This is a genomic window from Pseudomonas sp. JE3303, from assembly GCF_056312565.1.
Genome location: NZ_JBWGIF010000007.1, coordinates 57902 through 75105, shown reverse-complemented (window position 1 = coordinate 75105; position 17204 = coordinate 57902). Strand labels below are relative to the sequence as shown.

Here is a 17204-nt window from a genome sequence, read left to right as displayed (position 1 = left end):
ATGAGCGCGCGCATGGGCGGCTTCAGCCTGATCGAAGTGGTGCTGACCCTGGCGCTGCTCGGGCTGCTCGCATCGATGGCCGCGCCGCTGACCGAAACGGTGGTGCGGCGGGGCAAGGAGCATCAACTGCGTGAGGCGCTGTACCAGATTCGCGACGCGATCGACGCCTACAAGCGCGCCTTCGACGCTGGCTACATCGAGAAGAGCCTCAATGCCACGGGCTACCCGCCCAGCCTGCAGGTGCTGGTTGAAGGCGTACGCGATGTGCGCAGTGCCAAGGGTGCGAAGTTCTATTTCCTGCGGCGCATCCCACATGACCCGCTGACCGCCGCGAAGGATGAGGACCAGGGGGCCTGGGGCTTGCGCGCCTACGACAGCAGCGCCGACAACCCGCGCGAAGGCGAGGACGTGTACGACGTGTATTCCAGGGCCGCTGGCAAAGGCCTCAACGGCATCGCCTACGGACAATGGTGAACAGCATGCGCCGCAACCGAGGTTTCACCCTGATCGAGCTGCTGGTGGTGATGGCGATCATCGCCACCCTGATGACCATCGCCATGCCAAGCTACTTCAACAGCCTGGAGGCCTCGCGCGAGGCCACCCTGCGCCAGAGCCTGGCGGTGCTGCGCGAAGCCCTGGATCACTACTACGGCGACACCGGCCACTATCCCGAGTCGCTGGAGCAGCTGGTGGAACAGCGCTACCTGCGCAACGCCCCGGTCGATCCGATCACCGAGCGCCGCGATGCCTGGCAGCTGGTAGCCCCGCCGGAAGGCGTGGCTGGCGGAGTCGCCGATATCAAGAGCGGTGCAACCGGGAGGGCGCGTGATGGCAGCCTCTATGCCGAGTGGTAGCCGCGCCGAGGCGGGCTTTACTTACCTGGGCGTGCTGTTCCTGATTGCCGTCAGCAGCATGGCGCTGGCCGCGACCGGCACGGTCTGGAGCACCAGCGCCCAGCGCGAGCGCGAACGCCAGCTGCTGTGGGTTGGCGGCCAGTATGCCCAGGCCCTGCGCAGTTTCTACCGCAGCTCGCCGGGGCTGGCCCACTACCCGCGTGACCTGGCCGAGCTGGTGGAAGACAACCGTTTCCCCGACCCGCGCCAGCACATTCGCCGCCTGTACCCGGACCCTCTGACCGGCAGCGATGACTGGGGGCTGCTGCGCGATCTCGACGGGCGCATCACCGGCGTCTACAGCCGCTCGGTCGAGGCACCGCTCAAGCAAAGCGGGTTTGATGCCCAGTGGTCCGGTTTCGAAGGCCTGCAGCAGTACAGCGACTGGCAATTCGTGGCCGAGCAGGCGTTCGCCGAGAGCACTGCGGGCGGGCGCACCCACAACAGCCCGGGAGACACGCCATGAAGCGCTGGTTGGTGGGCTTCGTGCTTGGCCTGGTCCTGCTGGGCCCTCAGGCGCGGGCCGGCGGCGAGGACGAGATGATGGGGTTCATCGTCGACCAGACGATCTCGCACATCGGTCACGGCTTCTACAACAGCTTCACCGATCGCCTGCGGGCCACCAGCCGGCTGGATTTCAACCTGGTTGTGCGCGAGCGCCCGGATGCCCGCTGGGGCAGCCTGGTGACCGTGGAATATGAAGGCGAGGTGTTGTACCGGCGATTCCTGCCGCCCAACACCACGCAACTCGAAGAAGAGGCCGTCGCGGCCGCCGAGCTGGTCAAGCAGCAGGTCATCCAGCGCAAGTTGCAACGGCTGCTGCAGGACACTACCGATCTGGAGAGGGACGAGCTATGAACACCTATTTTTCACGCAGTCTCGCCGCCTGCGCCCTGGTCGGCGCCCTGGCAAGCCAGGCCCAGGCCACCGAGCTTGTGCATACCCCGATCAACCCGGCCTTTGGCGGCAACCCGCTCAACGGCACCTGGCTGCTCAACAACGCCCAGGCCCAGAACGACTACGACGATCCCGACATCAAGAGCCGCGCCTCGGCCTTCGCCGGCACCTCGGCACTGGAGCGCTTCACCAACCAGCTTGAATCGCGGCTGCTCTCGCAGTTGCTGGACAACCTCAACAACGGCAATACCGGAAGCCTGTCGACCGACTCGTTCATCGTCAACATCCTGGACGATTCGGGCGCCCTGAGTATCGAGGTGACCGACAAGGCCACCGGTGAAATTTCTGTCATCGAGGTCAGCGGCCTGAACCCCTGAGAGGGACGGGACCATGGGGAGAAACCATATGAAACGCCTGCTCAGCACACTGCTGATCCTCGCCGCCTTGCAAGGATGCAGCACCCGCGATCCGATGTCCGCAGAGGTCGACAGCGAGACCCCGACCCTGACGCCGCGGGCCTCGACCTACTACGACCTGCTCAACATGCCCAGGCCCAAGGGAAGGCTCATGGCGGTGGTGTATGGATTCCGCGACCAGACCGGGCAGTACAAGCCGACCCCGGCCAGCTCGTTTTCCACCAGCGTCACCCAGGGCGCGGCGAGCATGCTGATGGATGCGCTGAACGCCAGTGGCTGGTTCGTCGTGCTGGAGCGCGAAGGGCTGCAGAACCTGCTGACCGAGCGCAAGATCATCCGCGCGTCGCAGAAAAAGGCCGACGTCCCGGTAAACATCCAGGCCGAGCTGCCGCCGTTGCAGGCCGCCAACCTGATGCTCGAAGGCGGCATCATCGCCTACGACACCAACGTACGCAGCGGAGGAGAGGGCGCCCGCTACCTGGGCATCGACATCAGCCGCGAGTATCGCGTCGACCAGGTCACCGTCAACCTTCGCGCGGTCGACGTGCGCACCGGGCAAGTGCTGGCCAACGTCATGACCAGCAAGACCATCTACTCGGTAGGGCGCAGTGCCGGCGTGTTCAAGTTCATCGAGTTCAAGAAACTGCTGGAAGCCGAGGTCGGCTACACCACCAACGAACCGGCACAACTGTGCGTGCTCTCCGCCATCGAAGCTGCCGTTGGCCACCTCCTGGCCCAAGGTATCGAACGGCGCCTGTGGCAAGTGTCGGGGGAGGGAGACAAGGCGACGGTGGACAAGTACCTGAGCCAGTATCAGCAGCAGTGAGTCATGTTGGGGCTTTTGAGGCCTGGTGGCGCCTGGTCTGGAGGATATCCATCTGTCAGGTTGGCCTGGCGTCACCATTTCGCCTGTACGGCCAGATGGGGTGCTGGAAGTTCGTGGGAGTGGCTTCAGCCGCCATGCCTGTGAGCCTCATCCCGCCTTGCGCAAAGTCAGATTGATCCGCCGCTCCCCCAACCGAGGATGCTCTCCAGGCTTGAGCGCCATGACCCCATGAAACCGCAACCGATCCTCCCCACCCCAGACCAGCACATCCCCATGACTCAACGCAATCCGCTGGGTCCGATCCGACCGACTCATCCCCCCAAACAGGAACACTGCCGGCAACCCCAGCGAAACAGACACGATCGGCTGACTGAAATCCCGCTCATCGCGGTCCTGGTGCAAGCTCAGCCGAGTACCCGGCCGATAATGGTTGATCAAACACGCATCAGGCCAGAAATCCTCGAACCCTGCCAATGCCGCCGCGCGATGGGCCAACTCGCCGAGCACCTCCGGCAGTGCCGGCCACGCCAAGCCGCTGACCGGATCCACCGCACTGTACCGATACCCCTTGGCATCACTCACCCACCCCAGCGCCCCGCAATTGCTCAAGGCCACGGCCATCCGCAACCCCCCCGGCGTCTGCATGTGCCGAAACGGCGCAGCCTTGAGCACCGGTCGCAAGGCATCGAGCAAAGCCTCGGCGCAGGCCAAGGCGAAGCCAGGCAATAGCACCGTGTGCGTGGCAAGCCGTTGTGGCTGGGGACCAAACAGGTCAAGGTCGGACTGGATCATGGCTGTTTTACGGATAATGGTTGGCAGACTCAGTATTGCATGCAGGGACTTGCAGGGGCGGCCTTGTGTCGGGAGGCCGGACCGCGCGAAGCGGCCGCGCGGCGCATCGCGTGGCGTGCGCTTGGGGCCTTGTGGTGCTGCTGATATCGAGCGCCGCCCGCGCGGCGCATCGCGGGACAAGCCCGCTCCCACTTTGTTGCAACGTGCCATGGCCTGTGGGATTTGGGTTGTCAGCCTTGGTGCATGACTGAAGGCAGGTGGGGGCAGTGTGCTCACTCCAAGATCTTCGCCGTGCAGACAAGGCTAAGACTCCAGTCTGTCAGGCCATGGCACGTTGCAACAAATGTGGGAGCGGGCTTGTCCCGCGATGCGCCGCGCGGGCGGCGCTCGATCTGATGGGCGCTGCAAACCTCATGGCATGCGCCTGGCAGTCATAACGCGGTCGAAAGCCAACCGCATAGTGGATCTCTTGCATTCCCTGGCGCCCTTGTGTTGTCAGCCTTGGTGCATGACAAAAGTGCGTGCAGGGACAGAGGTTCCCGGAGAAAACCAGGAAAAAAATGACCGCGGCGCCAGGGAGAGCAACCGCGGCCCAAAGGGGAGAGGTTATTGCTGCAACACAGTTGCCTGGTTGGCGTTGCCGTACTGGCTGACGGTCGCGCTCATGTTCGCGCCACTCTGGTCGACAAGCGCCTGGTTGCTGTTACCACCCTGGGTCACGTAGGCGACGTTCACGCCGTCGGCCTGCTTGATATTGGCTTCGTTACCACTGCCATACAGCTGCCAGGTGTAGCTCTGGTTACCCGTGCCGGACTGGTCGAGCTTGATGGTGTTGTCGGTCCCGACCGTACTGCCATAGCCGTAGTTCTCATAACCGCGCTGAGAAGCGATCAGCAGGTTGTCCGTGCCGTTCTGTTCGAAATACAGTTCGTTGTTGCCGTCGGCCTGGGTGGTCTCCATCTGGTTGCCAGTGCCTTTCTGGTTCAACCGCGCAAGCTGCTGCACGTCGTTCTGGGTCAGGTTGACGCTGTTGCCAGTTCCGTCCTGGTTGATCTCGGCGCGATGGCCGCTGCCAAACTGGCCACCGGCCTTGTCGCCTTTCCAGTTGCTGGCCATGATCTTGTTGGAGCTGCCCAGGGTGCTGATGCTCAACGTATGGTTGTCGCCGTTCTGGTAGGTGTAGTGCAGGTTGTCACTGCCGGTCTGGGTGATGCTGGTCACCGATTGGGTAGTCTCGAACTGGTCGGACCAGGTGGCGTTACGCTCGCCGCTCTGCAACAGCACCGCAGTGTTGCTGGCGCCGAAGCTCTGGTCGATGATGCCTTCGTTGACCTCGCCGGTCTGGGTCACGGTAACGCGGCTGTTGGTCTGGCTGTCCTGCCAGACCTCCACCGAGTTGCCCGTGCCTTTCTGGTCGATGCCGATGGTGCCGCCCTGGCCGTCGCGCTGGTCGCCATACGCCCAGTTGGACTGCCCGTCCTGGTAGATCTCGATCTGGCCACCCTCGTGGCCCAGGTGCTCTGCGGCGCTGTAGTTGTCAGTCCCGTTCTGCACGCTCAGGGCGCGGTTGTCGCCACCACTGAACAGCTGCTCGACATAGGCCCTGTTCTCCTGCCCGGTCTGCTGGGTGACCGCCTGGGAGCCGTTCTGGCTGTCCTGGTAGACGAACGAGTAGTTGCCCGTGCCGTCCTGGGCCTGGTTGGCCGAGTTGCCGAAACCGAGCGACTGGCTGGCAAAGGTATCGTTGAGGGTGCCACGCGCGACCTGGTTGACCATGCTGCCTTCCTCGCCCAGTTGCTCGGCGTAGCCTGCGTTGTATTCACCGTTGACGGTCTGCTGGACCTGGCTGGTGCTGAACTCCTGCACCGCCAGGTGATTGTTGCCCAGCCCAGTCTGGCTCTGTGCGGCGGTCGAGCCCGGGGAGGCCTTTTGCTGGACCTCGGCGATGTTCTCGTTACCGGTCTGGCTCTGGGTCGAGGTGCTGTTATCGGCCATCGCCTGGCCGGCAAGCGCCAGAACAACCGCGGCGCTTAAGGGAGCGAGCTTGAACATGGTGATGCCTCCAGGTTTAGCGATATTGAGTGATCTGTACGTGCTGGCCGTTACCGGCCTGGGTCACGGTGCTTGAAAGCCCCGTGCCCGCTTGCTCGATGCTGGCGGAATTGCCATTGCCTATCTGGTCGATCTGCGCGCGGTTGCTACTGCCGCTCTGGGTGATCGACGCGCTGTTGCCGCTACCCTGTTGACTGATCAGGGCCATCAGGTCACTGCCCTGTTGCAGGATGAACGCCTCCTGCGCGCTGCCGGACTGGACGATCCGGCCCAGCAGCGCCTGGCCGTCCTGGTCGATGGCGGCGCGGTTGCCCGTGCCTTGCTGCGCGATCACCGCCTGCTGGCCACTGCCGGTGGGCAGCAGGGTGATGATGATGGGGTCGCCCAGGTCCGACCCTGCGGCCAGGTCGCCGTTGTCCATCAGGTCATCGGCGTGGACGGCCTGGCCCGCCAGGGCCAGGCTGAGCAGCAAGGTGGACAGGTACTTCATGGCGTTCTCCCGGGCTTACTGCAGGTTCACCGGCACGGTGCGCACGGTGCCTTGGCTGCTGCGGATGGTCGCCGTCGGGTTGGCCGTCGGGATCACCGTGGTGCTGTTGCTGACCGTCAGGCGCCAGCGGCCGGTCACCGGTACGGTGGTCGTGCCGAGGGTCACCAGGCCCGTCGGTGTGGTCACCTGCACGGTGATGGTGTTGCCGGTGGTGACCGACGAGGTACCGCTCAGGTCCCAGTTGAAGCGGTTGTTGGAGCGCGCGGTGACGGTGGCGGCAGTGACCGCAAAGGTCTCCGCGGCTGGCCGTGGGGACACCTGCACGGTAACGGTGGCCGGCGCCGACAGCGCACCGAGGGCATCACGCACGATGTAGGTGAACGTGGTGGTGAAGGCTGCAGTGACGGTTGCCGGTGGTGTGTAGGTGACCTGGCTGCCGTCGGTGCTGACCGTGCCGCGTCCGCCCGTAGGCTGGGTGACGCTGGCGACCGTGAGTGGCAGGTTGCCTTCAAGGTCGGTGTCGTTGGCCAGCACGTTGATCACCAGCGGCGCGCCCAGGGTGGCGACGGTTTCAGCGACCGCGGTCGGTGCCTGGTTGGGCGCGACGTTGATGGTCACCGAGGCCGGCTCCGATCTCAGGCCCTTGCTGTCTGCCGCGCGGTAGGTGAAGGTCGCCACCAGTGGCGAGGTGGCGCCAGGCGGTGGGGTGTAGGTCACGCCGGCGCTGCCGTTGAGCACTACCGAACCCAGGCCGGTACCCGGCTGGGTAAGGTCGGTGATGGTCAGCGGCACGTCGCCATCCGGATCGGTGTCGTTCGCCAGCAGGTTCAAGCTCAGCGGTACGCCGACGCTGGTGCTGCCGATGTCGGCCTGGGCCAGCGGTGGCTGGTTTTCGGCCTCCACCGGGGCGGTCCCTACCACCACGACCGGCTCGGTGTCGCTGCCGCCGGCGGCGGACTTGATCGTGACAGTGGCGGGCGGCTGGGTGAGGTCGTTGACCGTGATGCTCTGCAGTGTGCCGGCCTTGGACAGCCGGCCGTAGCCTTGGGCCACCAGGTCCGGGATCACCACTTCGTCACTGGAGGTGGCCTCGATCACCAGTCGCTTGGTAGCCCAGTCGAAGCGCGCAGTGCGCACCTTGACCACGTCGCGAAGCGTGCTGGACAGCGCGGTCGGACGGGTACCACCGGTTGCGCTGCTGGCCGTGACGACCACCACCGCGGGCGGTGCCGTGGTGCTGCGCTGCTGCGCGAAGAACAAGCCGTTGTTGTCGGCCAGCATGCTGAACTGGCACGGCGAGGGCGGCGTGCCGACCAGTGCCAGACCGTTGCGCATGCACAGGCTGGCGTTGTTGGGAGCCTTGGCGAAGACCTCGACACGGGTGCCGTTGGCATTGCGCTGGTAGGTGGCCCGCTGCAGTTCGACGGGGGTCTGGGCGCGCGGGTCGAGCACTTTGCCCGACAAGGTGAAGGTGTTGCTCTGGATGGTCCCGGGAGGGCCTTCGATGCGCACGAAGTTGGTGTTGAACGGGCTGCCGGTGACCGCTTCGACCAGGTTGGGGTCGCCAACGAAGGTTTCGCTCGCGCCGGTGTCGGGGTTGATCTCGGTGTACGGGCCGTTGACGCTGCGCAGGAACGGGCCGATGTTGCCGTTGAGCACACCACTGAAGTCCCCCGGTGCGCCGATGCCGATGTCGCGGGTGATGTTGATGGCACGCCGTCCCGCGGCGGTGACGTTGACTGTCTCGACGCCATACGGGTGGGTGATGGTGTAGACGCCCGCACGCGGCACCGAGGCGCGGATGCGGATCCGGGCGAAGCTCTGCTGGTCGCCATCGACCGGGTTTTCGGCGGCGAAGGCCGCTTCGATGCCGGCCACGTAGACCTCGAGCTCATAGCCGCTGTTGCCCACGGCCGGGATCTCGGTTTCGGCCAGGAACCAGAACATTTCAGGCGGCCAGTTGTTCGGGAAGACCAGCGGCAGGGCATCGTCGTAGATTCCAGGCTCCGGCAGCAGGGTGCACATGTAGGCCGGGGCACCCGCTCCACCCGGCGCCCGCGAACTGGTCGCACGCGACTGGCAGAGTTCCAGCGACAGCTCGTTGGCGTCCTGGTACCACATCGGGTAGCGGCCTGTGGCCAAGGTATAAGGGCCGGGGTCGACCGAGGCAAGACCTGCCCAGGCGGTACCGGTCAGTGTGAAAGTGAGACCGGCGGCGAAAAGCGCCCGGCGTGGCCAATTATTCATGCTGCCTCCTTGAAGGCGGAGCCTTGGACTGTTCATGGCACCAGCACCACGTCTTCGCTGTCGCTGCCGCCGTTGGCACTGGTCACGCGGACCGTGGCAGGCGGGATCGGCGAGAGCCCGGTGGTCAATGTCTTCAGCGCGCCGTTGCCGCTGAGGCTGCCGATTACCGCACCGTTGCCGGTGCTGGCGCTGAGCGTGGGCGGGCTGACCTCGTCGCTGGTGGTGGCGACGAGGGTCAGCTGGCCGCTGGCCAGGCTGTACTCGGCGCGAGTGATAGTGACCAGGTCGGTCAGCGGCAGGTGGGCGTAGGTTGGAGCGCTGCTGGGGATCGCCAGGTGGTTGTCGGCGGTCACCTGCAGGTTTACCGGCAGGCTCGGGTTGAGCGCCGACTGGGCGTACCAGGCGCCCGTACTGTTGGCCTCGGTCAGTGCCAGGTTGGGGGTCTGGCTCACCAGCGAGACGGTCGCCGGCGCAGGCGGGGCCATCACGAACACGTCCTGCTGGGCGCGCAGGTCGCCGTCCTGGGTGTGCCGTGAATAGGTGCTTCGCAGCGGGATCAGCGGAGTGGGGCGGACCACGTCGGACAGCTTGCCCGAAATCGAGAACAGCTCGGTGCGCAGGTCGATGCCGTTGGGGCCTTCGATGCGCACGAAGTTGGTGTTGAACGGGCTGCCGGTGACAGCCTCGGTGAGGTTCGGGTCACCGATGTAGCGCTCGCTGGCACCGGTGCCTGGGTTGGTCTCGGTGTAAGGGCCATTGACGCTGCGCAGGAACGGCCCGACATCGCCCTTGAGGGCGCCATTGTAGGTTTTCGGCGAGCCGATGCCGATGTCGCGGGTCATGTTGATCGCCCGGCGGCCAGCAGCTGGCACATCGAACACGTCGACCCCATAGGGGTGGGTGATGACGTAGGTGCCTGCCACCGGCACATCGACGCGGATACGCACACGGGCAAAACTGACCTGGTCGCCGTCGATCGGTTCCTCGACGTTGAAGGCCGCTTCGATGGCGGTCCCGAAGTCCAGGTCGATGCCGCGGGCCGCGTCGACGATCGAGGCATCGGCTGTGAACCAGAACGCCTCGTCGGGGAAGTTCTGCGGAAACGCGATGGGCTCGGCGTCATCGAACACGCCCGGCGTCGGCAGCAGCGTGCACATGTACGACGGGGCGCCCGGTGCACCCGGCGCCCTGGAACTGACCGCCTTGGACAAGCACAGGTCCAGGACCCGCCCATGGGTGTCCTGGTACCAGGCGGCGAAATGACCATTCTCGGGGAGGTAGGGCCCAGGGTCTACATCGTAGAGTGCGGCCTGGGCCGGCACCTGGAGAAGGCTGGCGAAAATCGCGAGCGCCAGTGGATGCGGTGTTGGTCGGTGCATGAGAAATCCCTCTTGCAAACGGGCCCATGGACTTGGGGCGTCTGAGCAGGGTCGGGCAACAACCGTACCAATTTCATAAAACGGCTTTGCAGGCCCCGTGATACATGGCCTGAGCGGGCATTGTCGAAAGACCTGACGCAGATGTGCAGCGGGCCCGCAGCCCCAGGATTGGGGGAAATGGGGGTGCCTCGGACAATGACCGAGTACTGGCCCCAACTATGGGCTATACCTTCCAAGGTCCCCCTGCCGGAGCCAGCCATGGACCTTGTACCGCGCGCCGACCTGCTACAGCTGGCCGACTCGGGTACGGCGCGCAAGCCGTTCGATTTGTTGCGTTGGTACGCCTGGGTGAGCCTTGCGATCATCTTTTCGATCGCCGTTGGACTGGGGTTGATCTCCAGCCGTTTCATCATCGACGAGAGCGTCGAGCGGGACGCGTTGCTGACCGCCCAGTTCATCCAGTCGATCGGCGACGCCGAGGTGCGTCATGTGTCGATCCCCAATGTGCGCAGCATGGGTGAGTTGCTCGACCCGCGCATGGACGGCGCCATGCCCGATGTCGACCCGGATGCCCGGCGCAAGGCACGTGGAGAGTTTCTCGATCACGTCGCGCACCTGCCAGACGTGCTGCTGGCCAATATCTACGCGCCCGACCGCACGGTGATCTGGTCGAGCAACCCTGCGCTGACCGGCGATGTGATCGAGGCGGACGATGACCTGGAGCGCGCCTTCGAATACAAGAAGCGGGTATCGGCCAGCTACCACAACTTCGACGATGCGCGCGTCGAGCAAATGTTCGTCACCCCGCCCCAGCAGCTGTTCATCGAGAACTACATCCCGCTGTTCGATGCCGATGGCGATCGGGTGACGGCGATGGTCGAGATCTACAAGGAACCCCACGACCTGATCGTGCGCATCGAGCATGGCCTGCTGATGATCTGGCTCGCCATCACCCTGGGCGCCGTACTGGTGTACGGGGGCTTGTACTGGATCATGCGCCGCGCGGCGCGACAGCTGGCGGTGCAGCAGAAACGCCTGATCAATAACGAAACCTTCGTGGCCCTGGGCGAGATGTCCTCGGCGGTGGCGCACAGCCTGCGTAATCCACTGGCCAGCATCCGCTCCAGCGCCGAGCTGGCCCAGGCGTTCGATGAGGGGCCGGCGCAAAAGAACATCAACGACATCATCCAGCAGGTCGACCGCATGTCGCATTGGGTCCGGCAGCTGTTGCAGTCGTTGCGTCCCCTGAACGATGAAGCTGTGCCCGTCGATCTGCCGGTGGCCTTGCACGAGAGCCTGCAGGCGTTCGCGGTGCCGTTGCTGCGTGGCGGCGTGCAGCTGGAACTGGCCAAGGTGCCCGACGTGCAGGTGCTGGGCCAGCCGGCGCTGCTAGGGCAGATCTTTCACAGCGTGATCGCCAACGCCCTTGAAGCGATGGAGCAGGGCGGCAGCTTGCGTGTGGAGGTGGTTCGCCAGGACCGGCGCTACCTGACCCTGCGCCTGACCGACACCGGCCGCGGCATGAGCGAACAGCAACAGCGCATGGCGTTCCGGCCGTTCTTTACCACCAAGCAGGGTGGGCTGGGCGTCGGCTTGATGCTGGTAAAGCGGATCATGGAGCGTTTCGGCGGCTCGATCCGGCTGAACAGCAGGGAAGGGACTGGCACAAGTGTCCTGCTGAGCTTCCGCCTGGTGAGCGGTGCATGAATGCATTGGGAAAAAATTCCCCAGGATCGGGGCTTAAGCCTCGAATATTTCTCATAAGTACTCTACAACTAGCTGATAAATATGCATCTTTGATTGATGGATGGCCAATGGCCGGAAACTTGCAACAGATCTGAAAGGCAGGCGAAGACGCAACGTTCTCGGCAAAGTGCTATCAATGCGCTACTCCCGGTAACGGACTGCACGCGGATTCACGGATGGGCATCCACGCGGGATCATCTTGATGCAGATGCTGGAAAACGAAGGGGCCAACAAGGTGTTTCCGCCCGCCAGCGCATTGGCCGCGCCGCTGCGAGAGTTCAACCTGCTGCGCTGGTTTTCGGTGGTCAGCCTGGTGATCATCGCCACTGTGGCGGGTGGGCTGGGATATGTGACCACGCGCTTCGTGGTCAAGGACAGCGTCGAGCGTGACGCCATGCTCACCGCACAGTTCATCCACGCCATGGCCCAGGCGGAGGTTCGCCATTCGCAGCTGCCACCGGGCAGCACCATGGGCGAGCTGCTCGACCCGCGCAAGGACGGCCAGCACCCCCGGATCAGCGCGGAACTGGCCGAGTCGACTCGAGTCGAGTTTCTCGACCATGTGGAGCACTTGCCCGACACCCTGCTGGCCAATGTCTACGCCCTGGACCGTACCGTCGTCTGGTCGACCAACAAGCAGCTCATTGGCAAGCGCATTATCAGAGATGCCGAGCTTGAGCACGCGTTCACCTCGAGCCGCGCGGTGTCGGCCAGCTACCACGAACCCGATGAGGCGCGTGAGGAGCAAAAATTCCAGCGAGTGCCCCAATACCTGTTCATCGAGCTCTACCTGCCCATGTTCGACGCCCAGGGCGAACAGGTGCTGGCAATGGTCGAGATCTACAAGGAGCCCAAGGACCTGATCCGCCGCATCCAGCGTGGCTACGTGCTGATCTGGACCTCGACGCTGGTGGGGGGGGCGTTGATCTACTTCGGCCTGTTCTGGATCGTTCGCCGCGCGGCCAGCATGCTGCAGCACCAGCAAGGCCGGCTGGTGGCCAGTGAAACCTATGTGGCGCTAGGCGCGATGTCTTCGGCGGTTGCCCATAGCCTGCGCAACCCGCTGGCCAATATCCGCTCCAGTGCCGAACTCGCCCAGGACATCGCCAGTACGCCTGCGCAGAAGAACATCGGCGATATCATCAGCCAGGTCGACCGCATGTCCCGGTGGGTGCGCGACCTGCTGGTGTCGCTGCGTCCGACCAGCGAAGAACCGGAGGCGGTTGAGCTGGTGGCGGCGATCGAGGACACCCGCCACGCCTTCGCCCAGCAGATCGAGCGTCACAACGTGCGTTTCGAGCTTGATGCGCCCACGGCGCTATGGGTTGTCAGCCAGCCGCTGCAACTGACGCAGATTCTCAACAGCCTGTTTTCCAACGCCCTGGAGGCGATGCCCCAGGGTGGGCGCCTGTTGGCGCAGGTCACCAGCCTGGACGGGCAGAACGTGCAATTGACCCTGAGCGATACGGGCAAAGGCATGACCCGCCAGCAGGAAAACATGGTGTTCAAGCCGTTTTTCACCACCAAGCAGGGCGGCCTGGGGGTCGGTCTGGTGCTGGTCAAACGCATCATGGAGCGTTTTGGCGGCTCGGTCAGCCTGAGCAGCCGCGAAGAGGAAGGAACCCGCGTGAGCCTGATTTTCAATATTGCAGCCGGAGGGGAACATGGAGCACAGCATCCTGGTGGTCGAGGATGATGAAATCCTCGCGGACAACATCCGAACCTACCTGAACCTGAAAGGCTTCGAGGTCACCGTTTGCCACAGCGCGGAGCTGGCGCTGGAGCAGGTGCAGCGTCACCGTCCCGACGCGGTGCTGACCGACAATTCGCTGCCAGGCATGGGCGGGCACGAGCTGCTGCGCACGCTGGTGGCGCGCGATCCGGCGTTGAAAGTGATCATGATGACAGGCTACGGCAACGTCGAAGATGCCGTACTGGCCATGAAGGAGGGCGCCTTTCACTACCTGACCAAGCCGGTGGTGCTGGCCGAACTCAAGCTGATGCTGGACAAGGCGCTGGCAGCCGAACGGATGGAGCGCACACTGTCGTTCTATCAGGAGCGCGAGGCGCAGAAGTCTGGCTTGCAGGCGATGATAGGCGACTCGCCGGCCATGCTCGGCCTCAAGCACACCCTGCGCCAGTTGCTGGACGCCGAACGGCGCATGGCCAGTGACGATCTGCCGCCGGTGCTGGTGGAGGGGGAAACCGGCACCGGCAAGGAGCTGGTCGCCCGCGCCCTGCATTTTGACGGCGCGCGCAGCAAGGGGCCTTTCATCGAGTTCAACTGCGCGTCCATCCCTGCAAACCTGCTCGAGGCGGAGCTGTTCGGCCACGAGAAGGGCGCGTTTACCGACGCCAAGGAAAGACGCGTAGGGCTGGTCGAGGCGGCCGATGGCGGTACGCTGTTTCTCGACGAGATCGGTGAAATGGACCTGGTGCTGCAGGCCAAGCTGCTCAAGCTGCTGGAGGACCGCAGCATCCGGCGCATTGGTGCGGTCAAGGAACGCAAGGTGGACCTGCGGATCATCAGTGCGACCAACTGCAACCTTGAACAGATGGTCCAGCAGGGCAAGTTTCGCCGCGATCTGTTCTTCCGCCTGCGCATCATCGCCCTGAAGGTGCCGCGGCTGTATGCCCGCGGCCAGGACATCCTGTTGCTGGCCCGGCATTTTCTTGCCCATCACGGGCGGCGTTATGGCAAGGCGAACCTGCGCTTCTCGAGCGATGCCGAGAGCCTGATGCTGGGCTACAGCTGGCCTGGCAATGTGCGTGAATTGCGTAACATGCTGGAACAGACGGTACTGCTGGCGCCGAACGAGGTGATCGCTCCCCACCAGCTCAACCTGTGCATGAGCCTGATCGACGAACCCATGGCCGGCCCACCGCCCGCCAGTTACGAAGCCCCGCGCCATGAACCGGAGCACGGCATCACGCTGCCGGACATGGAGCGCGATCTGGTGTGCAAGACCCTCGACCGCACCGACTGGAATGTGACCAAGTCTGCGCGTCTGCTGGGCTTGAGCCGGGACATGCTGCGCTATCGCATCGAGAAACTTGGCCTGGCTCGGCCCGATAAGCGCCAGTGGTGATCAGCGCTGCTGACCGCTGCCGGCATCGCCCTGGCCCGCGGTGCCTTCCGAGCCGCTGCCGTCCATGCCCGGCAGGCGTGGGTCAACGGATTGCTCGGCGGGTGGGGTTTGCTGGCCGCTGCCCTGAACCCGCGGGTCGGTATCGCGGGGCACGGGCGCCTGGGTAGGGTTGCGGGTGCTCTCTGTCCCTGCTTCGGGCATGGTGCCGTGCGGATTGTCCGGATGCGTCGGGCCAGTGCCGACGGCCAGGGCCAGTGGGGAAGCCAGGATTGCGGCCAGCAGGGCAAGGGTCGAGTGGCGTTTCATGGTCAAACTCCTTTTGAGGGAACACGTGTGGTGTAGGCGTTGATCCCACACCCCAAGTGCCCCACGCTCGACCAACGGTCAGACCACCTGCGCCAACAGCATGATGAACACGATGCCCACCACCGAAAGAATCGTCTCCATCAGGGTCCAGGTCTTGAACGTCTCCGCCACGGTCATGTTGAAGTACTGCTTGACCAGCCAGAAGCCCGCATCGTTCACATGCGACAGGATCAGCGACCCCGCGCCGGTGGCGAGCACCAGCAGCTCGCGGTTGACGCCCGGCACCATGTCGACCACCGGGGCGACAATGCCCGCGCCCGTAATGGTGGCCACCGTGGCCGAGCCGGTTGCGATGCGGATTACCGCGGCCACCAGCCAGGCCAGCATGATCGGCGAGATTTCCGCCTGGACCGCCATGTGCCCGATCACATTGCCCACGCCGGTATCGACCAGCATCTGCTTGAAACCGCCACCGGCGCCCACGATCAGCACGATGGCCGCGGTGGGTGCCAGGCTCTGGTCGAGCAGCTTCATGATCTGCTGGCGGGAGAAGCCGCGTGCCGCGCCGAAGGTATAGAAGGCCAGCAACAGGGCAGCGAGCAGGGCGGTAATCGGGTGGCCGATCAGGTCCATCCACTGGCGTACGATGTGCTCGGCAGGCAGCACCACGTCGGCGAAGGTCTTGAGCAGCATCAGGAACACCGGCAGCAGCACCGTGAGCAGGGTCACGCTGAAGCTCGGCAGGTTCTGCTGGTTGGACTCGCGGGCGATCTGGTCCATCAGCTCCTGGGATGGCGTTCCCGGGATGTAGCGGGAGATGAAGTTGCCGAACAAGGGGCCGGCGATCACAGCAGTGGGCAGCGCGACGATCAGGCCATAGAAGATGGTCTTGCCGATGTCAGCCTGGAAGATCCCGATTGCCAGCAAAGGCCCCGGATGCGGCGGCACCAGGCCATGGACCACCGACAGGCCGGCCAGCAGGGGAATGCCGATCTTGATCAGCGATATCCCGGAGCGGCGCGCGACGATGAACACCAGCGGGATCAGCAAGACGAAGCCGATCTCGAAGAACAGCGGGATACCCACCAGGAACGCGGCGAACATCATCGCCCAGTGCACCCGCTTCACGCCGAAGGCGCGGATCAGCGTCTGCGCGATCTGGTCGGCCCCGCCAGAGTCGGCCATCAGCTTGCCAAGCATGGTGCCCAAGGCAAGCACGATCCCGACAAAGCCAAGCACGCCGCCAAAGCCGTCCTGGAACGACTTCATGACCTTGGCCACTTCCATGCCCGAGGTCAGGCCGAGAAAACCGGCCGCCAAGGTGAGGGCGACAAAGGGGTGGACCTTGAAGTGGGTGATCAGCAGCACCAGGCCGACGATGGTGACCAGTGCATCCAGCAGCAGATAGGTATCAGTAGCCAGTCCAAACATTGTTCAGTGCCTCGATTTTATCGTTGTTTTGGCGGAACTCTTTTTGACGCCCAAGGCGTCGAGACAGCGCTGTCTTTGGTGAGCCGGACAAACCGCCCGCTCAGGCAGTCCGCGCCTGCGCCCGCTCACCGCAGGGCTTTAGCCAGTCGTCGACCTGCGCGGCCAGTTGCTCGATCGGATCCGTGGCATCCAGTGCCAGGGTCAGCGGCTCGCCAAGAGGCGATTCCAGGGCGGCGAACTGGCTGTCGATCAGGCTGGCCGGCATGAAGTGGCCGGGACGCAGCAGTACCCGTTGTTCGGCGGCATCAGGGGTGAGCGCGAGAAACACGAAGCCCAGGTCCGGCACTGCATGGCGAAGGCTTTCGCGGTAGCGGCGTTTGAGCGCCGAGCAGGTGAGAATCGGGCGTTCGCCGGCCTTGAGCGTGGCCTGCAATTCTTCACCCAGGCGCACCAGCCAGCCTGCGCGATCATCGTCATCAAGGGGAATGCCAGCGCTCATCTTGGCGATGTTCGCGGCGGGGTGAAAGGCATCGCCTTCGATCAGGCGGCCGCCGCTTTTCATGGCAATGGCAGCGCCGACGCAGCTTTTGCCGCAGCCAGCCACGCCCATCACCACAATGGCGGACAGGGGAGAATTCAT

At 64.3% G+C, this 17204-nt stretch carries 17 protein-coding genes; 9 read left to right on the top strand and 8 right to left on the bottom strand.

What is annotated here, in order from left to right; translation table 11 throughout:
* From AC0ZZU_RS11710 to AC0ZZU_RS11685, 6 genes are read left to right on the top strand one after another with little or no spacing between them, the layout of a single operon-like run.
* Positions 1-474 (top strand): prepilin-type N-terminal cleavage/methylation domain-containing protein, encoded by a 474-nt coding sequence (locus AC0ZZU_RS11710; protein WP_476340815.1) that lies wholly within the window; start codon positions 1-3, stop codon positions 472-474.
* A gap of 5 nt (positions 475-479) precedes the next feature.
* The gene (locus tag AC0ZZU_RS11705; RefSeq protein WP_476340813.1) at positions 480-854 is read left to right on the top strand and encodes a type II secretion system protein; all 375 of its coding nucleotides are present in this window, start codon (positions 480-482) and stop codon (positions 852-854) included.
* Positions 829-1359 carry a type II secretion system protein gene (locus AC0ZZU_RS11700; protein ID WP_476340812.1) on the top strand — a complete coding sequence of 177 codons (531 nt, stop codon included), beginning with the start codon at positions 829-831 and terminating at the stop codon, positions 1357-1359. Before AC0ZZU_RS11705 ends, AC0ZZU_RS11700 begins: the two co-directional genes overlap by 26 nt.
* Complete coding sequence (csgE, locus tag AC0ZZU_RS11695; protein ID WP_476340811.1) at positions 1356-1751, top strand: curli production assembly/transport protein CsgE; 396 nt, start codon at positions 1356-1358, stop codon at positions 1749-1751. The genes AC0ZZU_RS11700 and csgE overlap by 4 nt, the downstream gene beginning before the upstream one ends.
* A complete protein-coding gene (locus AC0ZZU_RS11690) occupies positions 1748-2167 on the top strand; it encodes a curli assembly protein CsgF (RefSeq protein WP_476340810.1) in 420 nt (139 codons plus the stop codon). Before csgE ends, AC0ZZU_RS11690 begins: the two co-directional genes overlap by 4 nt.
* A gap of 28 nt (positions 2168-2195) precedes the next feature.
* Positions 2196-3032 carry a CsgG/HfaB family protein gene (locus AC0ZZU_RS11685; RefSeq protein WP_476340809.1) on the top strand — a complete coding sequence of 279 codons (837 nt, stop codon included), beginning with the start codon at positions 2196-2198 and terminating at the stop codon, positions 3030-3032.
* Between the two features lie 147 nt (positions 3033-3179).
* On the opposite strand, the gene alkB is transcribed toward AC0ZZU_RS11685, so the two are convergent.
* The 5 genes from alkB to AC0ZZU_RS11660 form a co-directional block, all read right to left on the bottom strand.
* Positions 3180-3824 carry a DNA oxidative demethylase AlkB gene (gene alkB / locus AC0ZZU_RS11680; protein WP_476341072.1) on the bottom strand — a complete coding sequence of 215 codons (645 nt, stop codon included), beginning with the start codon at positions 3822-3824 and terminating at the stop codon, positions 3180-3182.
* Between the two features lie 606 nt (positions 3825-4430).
* Positions 4431-5876, bottom strand: a complete 1446-nt coding sequence (locus AC0ZZU_RS11675) for a curlin (RefSeq protein ID WP_476340808.1) — start codon at positions 5874-5876, stop codon at positions 4431-4433.
* A gap of 16 nt (positions 5877-5892) precedes the next feature.
* Positions 5893-6366 (bottom strand): curlin, encoded by a 474-nt coding sequence (locus AC0ZZU_RS11670; protein WP_476340807.1) that lies wholly within the window; start codon positions 6364-6366, stop codon positions 5893-5895.
* 15 nt (positions 6367-6381) lie between these two features.
* Positions 6382-8613: an Ig-like domain-containing protein gene (locus tag AC0ZZU_RS11665; RefSeq protein WP_476340806.1), complete on the bottom strand. Its 2232-nt coding sequence runs from the start codon at positions 8611-8613 to the stop codon at positions 6382-6384.
* 32 nt (positions 8614-8645) lie between these two features.
* Positions 8646-9992 (bottom strand): hypothetical protein, encoded by a 1347-nt coding sequence (locus tag AC0ZZU_RS11660; protein ID WP_476340805.1) that lies wholly within the window; start codon positions 9990-9992, stop codon positions 8646-8648.
* A 258-nt stretch (positions 9993-10250) separates the two neighbouring features.
* Between AC0ZZU_RS11660 and AC0ZZU_RS11655 the strand changes: the two genes are divergently transcribed.
* The 3 genes from AC0ZZU_RS11655 (at position 10251) to AC0ZZU_RS11645 (ending at position 14827) form a co-directional block, all read left to right on the top strand.
* Positions 10251-11699 carry an ATP-binding protein gene (locus AC0ZZU_RS11655; protein WP_476340804.1) on the top strand — a complete coding sequence of 483 codons (1449 nt, stop codon included), beginning with the start codon at positions 10251-10253 and terminating at the stop codon, positions 11697-11699.
* 241 nt (positions 11700-11940) lie between these two features.
* Positions 11941-13434 carry a sensor histidine kinase gene (locus AC0ZZU_RS11650; RefSeq protein WP_476340802.1) on the top strand — a complete coding sequence of 498 codons (1494 nt, stop codon included), beginning with the start codon at positions 11941-11943 and terminating at the stop codon, positions 13432-13434.
* Positions 13403-14827, top strand: coding sequence for a sigma-54-dependent transcriptional regulator (locus AC0ZZU_RS11645; RefSeq protein WP_476340801.1), 1425 nt, complete (start codon positions 13403-13405; stop codon positions 14825-14827). Before AC0ZZU_RS11650 ends, AC0ZZU_RS11645 begins: the two co-directional genes overlap by 32 nt.
* On the opposite strand, the gene AC0ZZU_RS11640 is transcribed toward AC0ZZU_RS11645, so the two are convergent.
* The 3 genes from AC0ZZU_RS11640 to AC0ZZU_RS11630 form a co-directional block, all read right to left on the bottom strand.
* The gene (locus tag AC0ZZU_RS11640; protein ID WP_476340800.1) at positions 14828-15133 is read right to left on the bottom strand and encodes a hypothetical protein; all 306 of its coding nucleotides are present in this window, start codon (positions 15131-15133) and stop codon (positions 14828-14830) included.
* 78 nt (positions 15134-15211) lie between these two features.
* Positions 15212-16564 carry a GntP family permease gene (locus tag AC0ZZU_RS11635; protein ID WP_476340799.1) on the bottom strand — a complete coding sequence of 451 codons (1353 nt, stop codon included), beginning with the start codon at positions 16562-16564 and terminating at the stop codon, positions 15212-15214.
* Positions 16565-16664: 100 nt separating this feature from the next.
* Positions 16665-17204, bottom strand: a complete 540-nt coding sequence (locus AC0ZZU_RS11630) for a gluconokinase (RefSeq protein ID WP_476340798.1) — start codon at positions 17202-17204, stop codon at positions 16665-16667.

Coding starts and splice junctions, on each gene's coding strand:
- AC0ZZU_RS11675 (WP_476340808.1), bottom strand. CDS start 5,876: ATGTTCAAGCTCGCTCCCTTAAGCGCCGCGGTTGTTCTGGCGCTTGCC.
- AC0ZZU_RS11660 (WP_476340805.1), bottom strand. CDS start 9,992: ATGCACCGACCAACACCGCATCCACTGGCGCTCGCGATTTTCGCCAGC.
- AC0ZZU_RS11640 (WP_476340800.1), bottom strand. CDS start 15,133: ATGAAACGCCACTCGACCCTTGCCCTGCTGGCCGCAATCCTGGCTTCC.
- AC0ZZU_RS11670 (WP_476340807.1), bottom strand. CDS start 6,366: ATGAAGTACCTGTCCACCTTGCTGCTCAGCCTGGCCCTGGCGGGCCAG.
- AC0ZZU_RS11700 (WP_476340812.1), top strand. CDS start 829: ATGGCAGCCTCTATGCCGAGTGGTAGCCGCGCCGAGGCGGGCTTTACT.
- AC0ZZU_RS11710 (WP_476340815.1), top strand. CDS start 1: ATGAGCGCGCGCATGGGCGGCTTCAGCCTGATCGAAGTGGTGCTGACC.
- AC0ZZU_RS11645 (WP_476340801.1), top strand. CDS start 13,403: ATGGAGCACAGCATCCTGGTGGTCGAGGATGATGAAATCCTCGCGGAC.
- csgE (WP_476340811.1), top strand. CDS start 1,356: ATGAAGCGCTGGTTGGTGGGCTTCGTGCTTGGCCTGGTCCTGCTGGGC.
- AC0ZZU_RS11665 (WP_476340806.1), bottom strand. CDS start 8,613: ATGAATAATTGGCCACGCCGGGCGCTTTTCGCCGCCGGTCTCACTTTC.
- AC0ZZU_RS11690 (WP_476340810.1), top strand. CDS start 1,748: ATGAACACCTATTTTTCACGCAGTCTCGCCGCCTGCGCCCTGGTCGGC.
- AC0ZZU_RS11705 (WP_476340813.1), top strand. CDS start 480: ATGCGCCGCAACCGAGGTTTCACCCTGATCGAGCTGCTGGTGGTGATG.
- AC0ZZU_RS11685 (WP_476340809.1), top strand. CDS start 2,196: ATGAAACGCCTGCTCAGCACACTGCTGATCCTCGCCGCCTTGCAAGGA.
- AC0ZZU_RS11635 (WP_476340799.1), bottom strand. CDS start 16,564: ATGTTTGGACTGGCTACTGATACCTATCTGCTGCTGGATGCACTGGTC.
- AC0ZZU_RS11655 (WP_476340804.1), top strand. CDS start 10,251: ATGGACCTTGTACCGCGCGCCGACCTGCTACAGCTGGCCGACTCGGGT.
- alkB (WP_476341072.1), bottom strand. CDS start 3,824: ATGATCCAGTCCGACCTTGACCTGTTTGGTCCCCAGCCACAACGGCTT.
- AC0ZZU_RS11630 (WP_476340798.1), bottom strand. CDS start 17,204: ATGAATTCTCCCCTGTCCGCCATTGTGGTGATGGGCGTGGCTGGCTGC.
- AC0ZZU_RS11650 (WP_476340802.1), top strand. CDS start 11,941: ATGCAGATGCTGGAAAACGAAGGGGCCAACAAGGTGTTTCCGCCCGCC.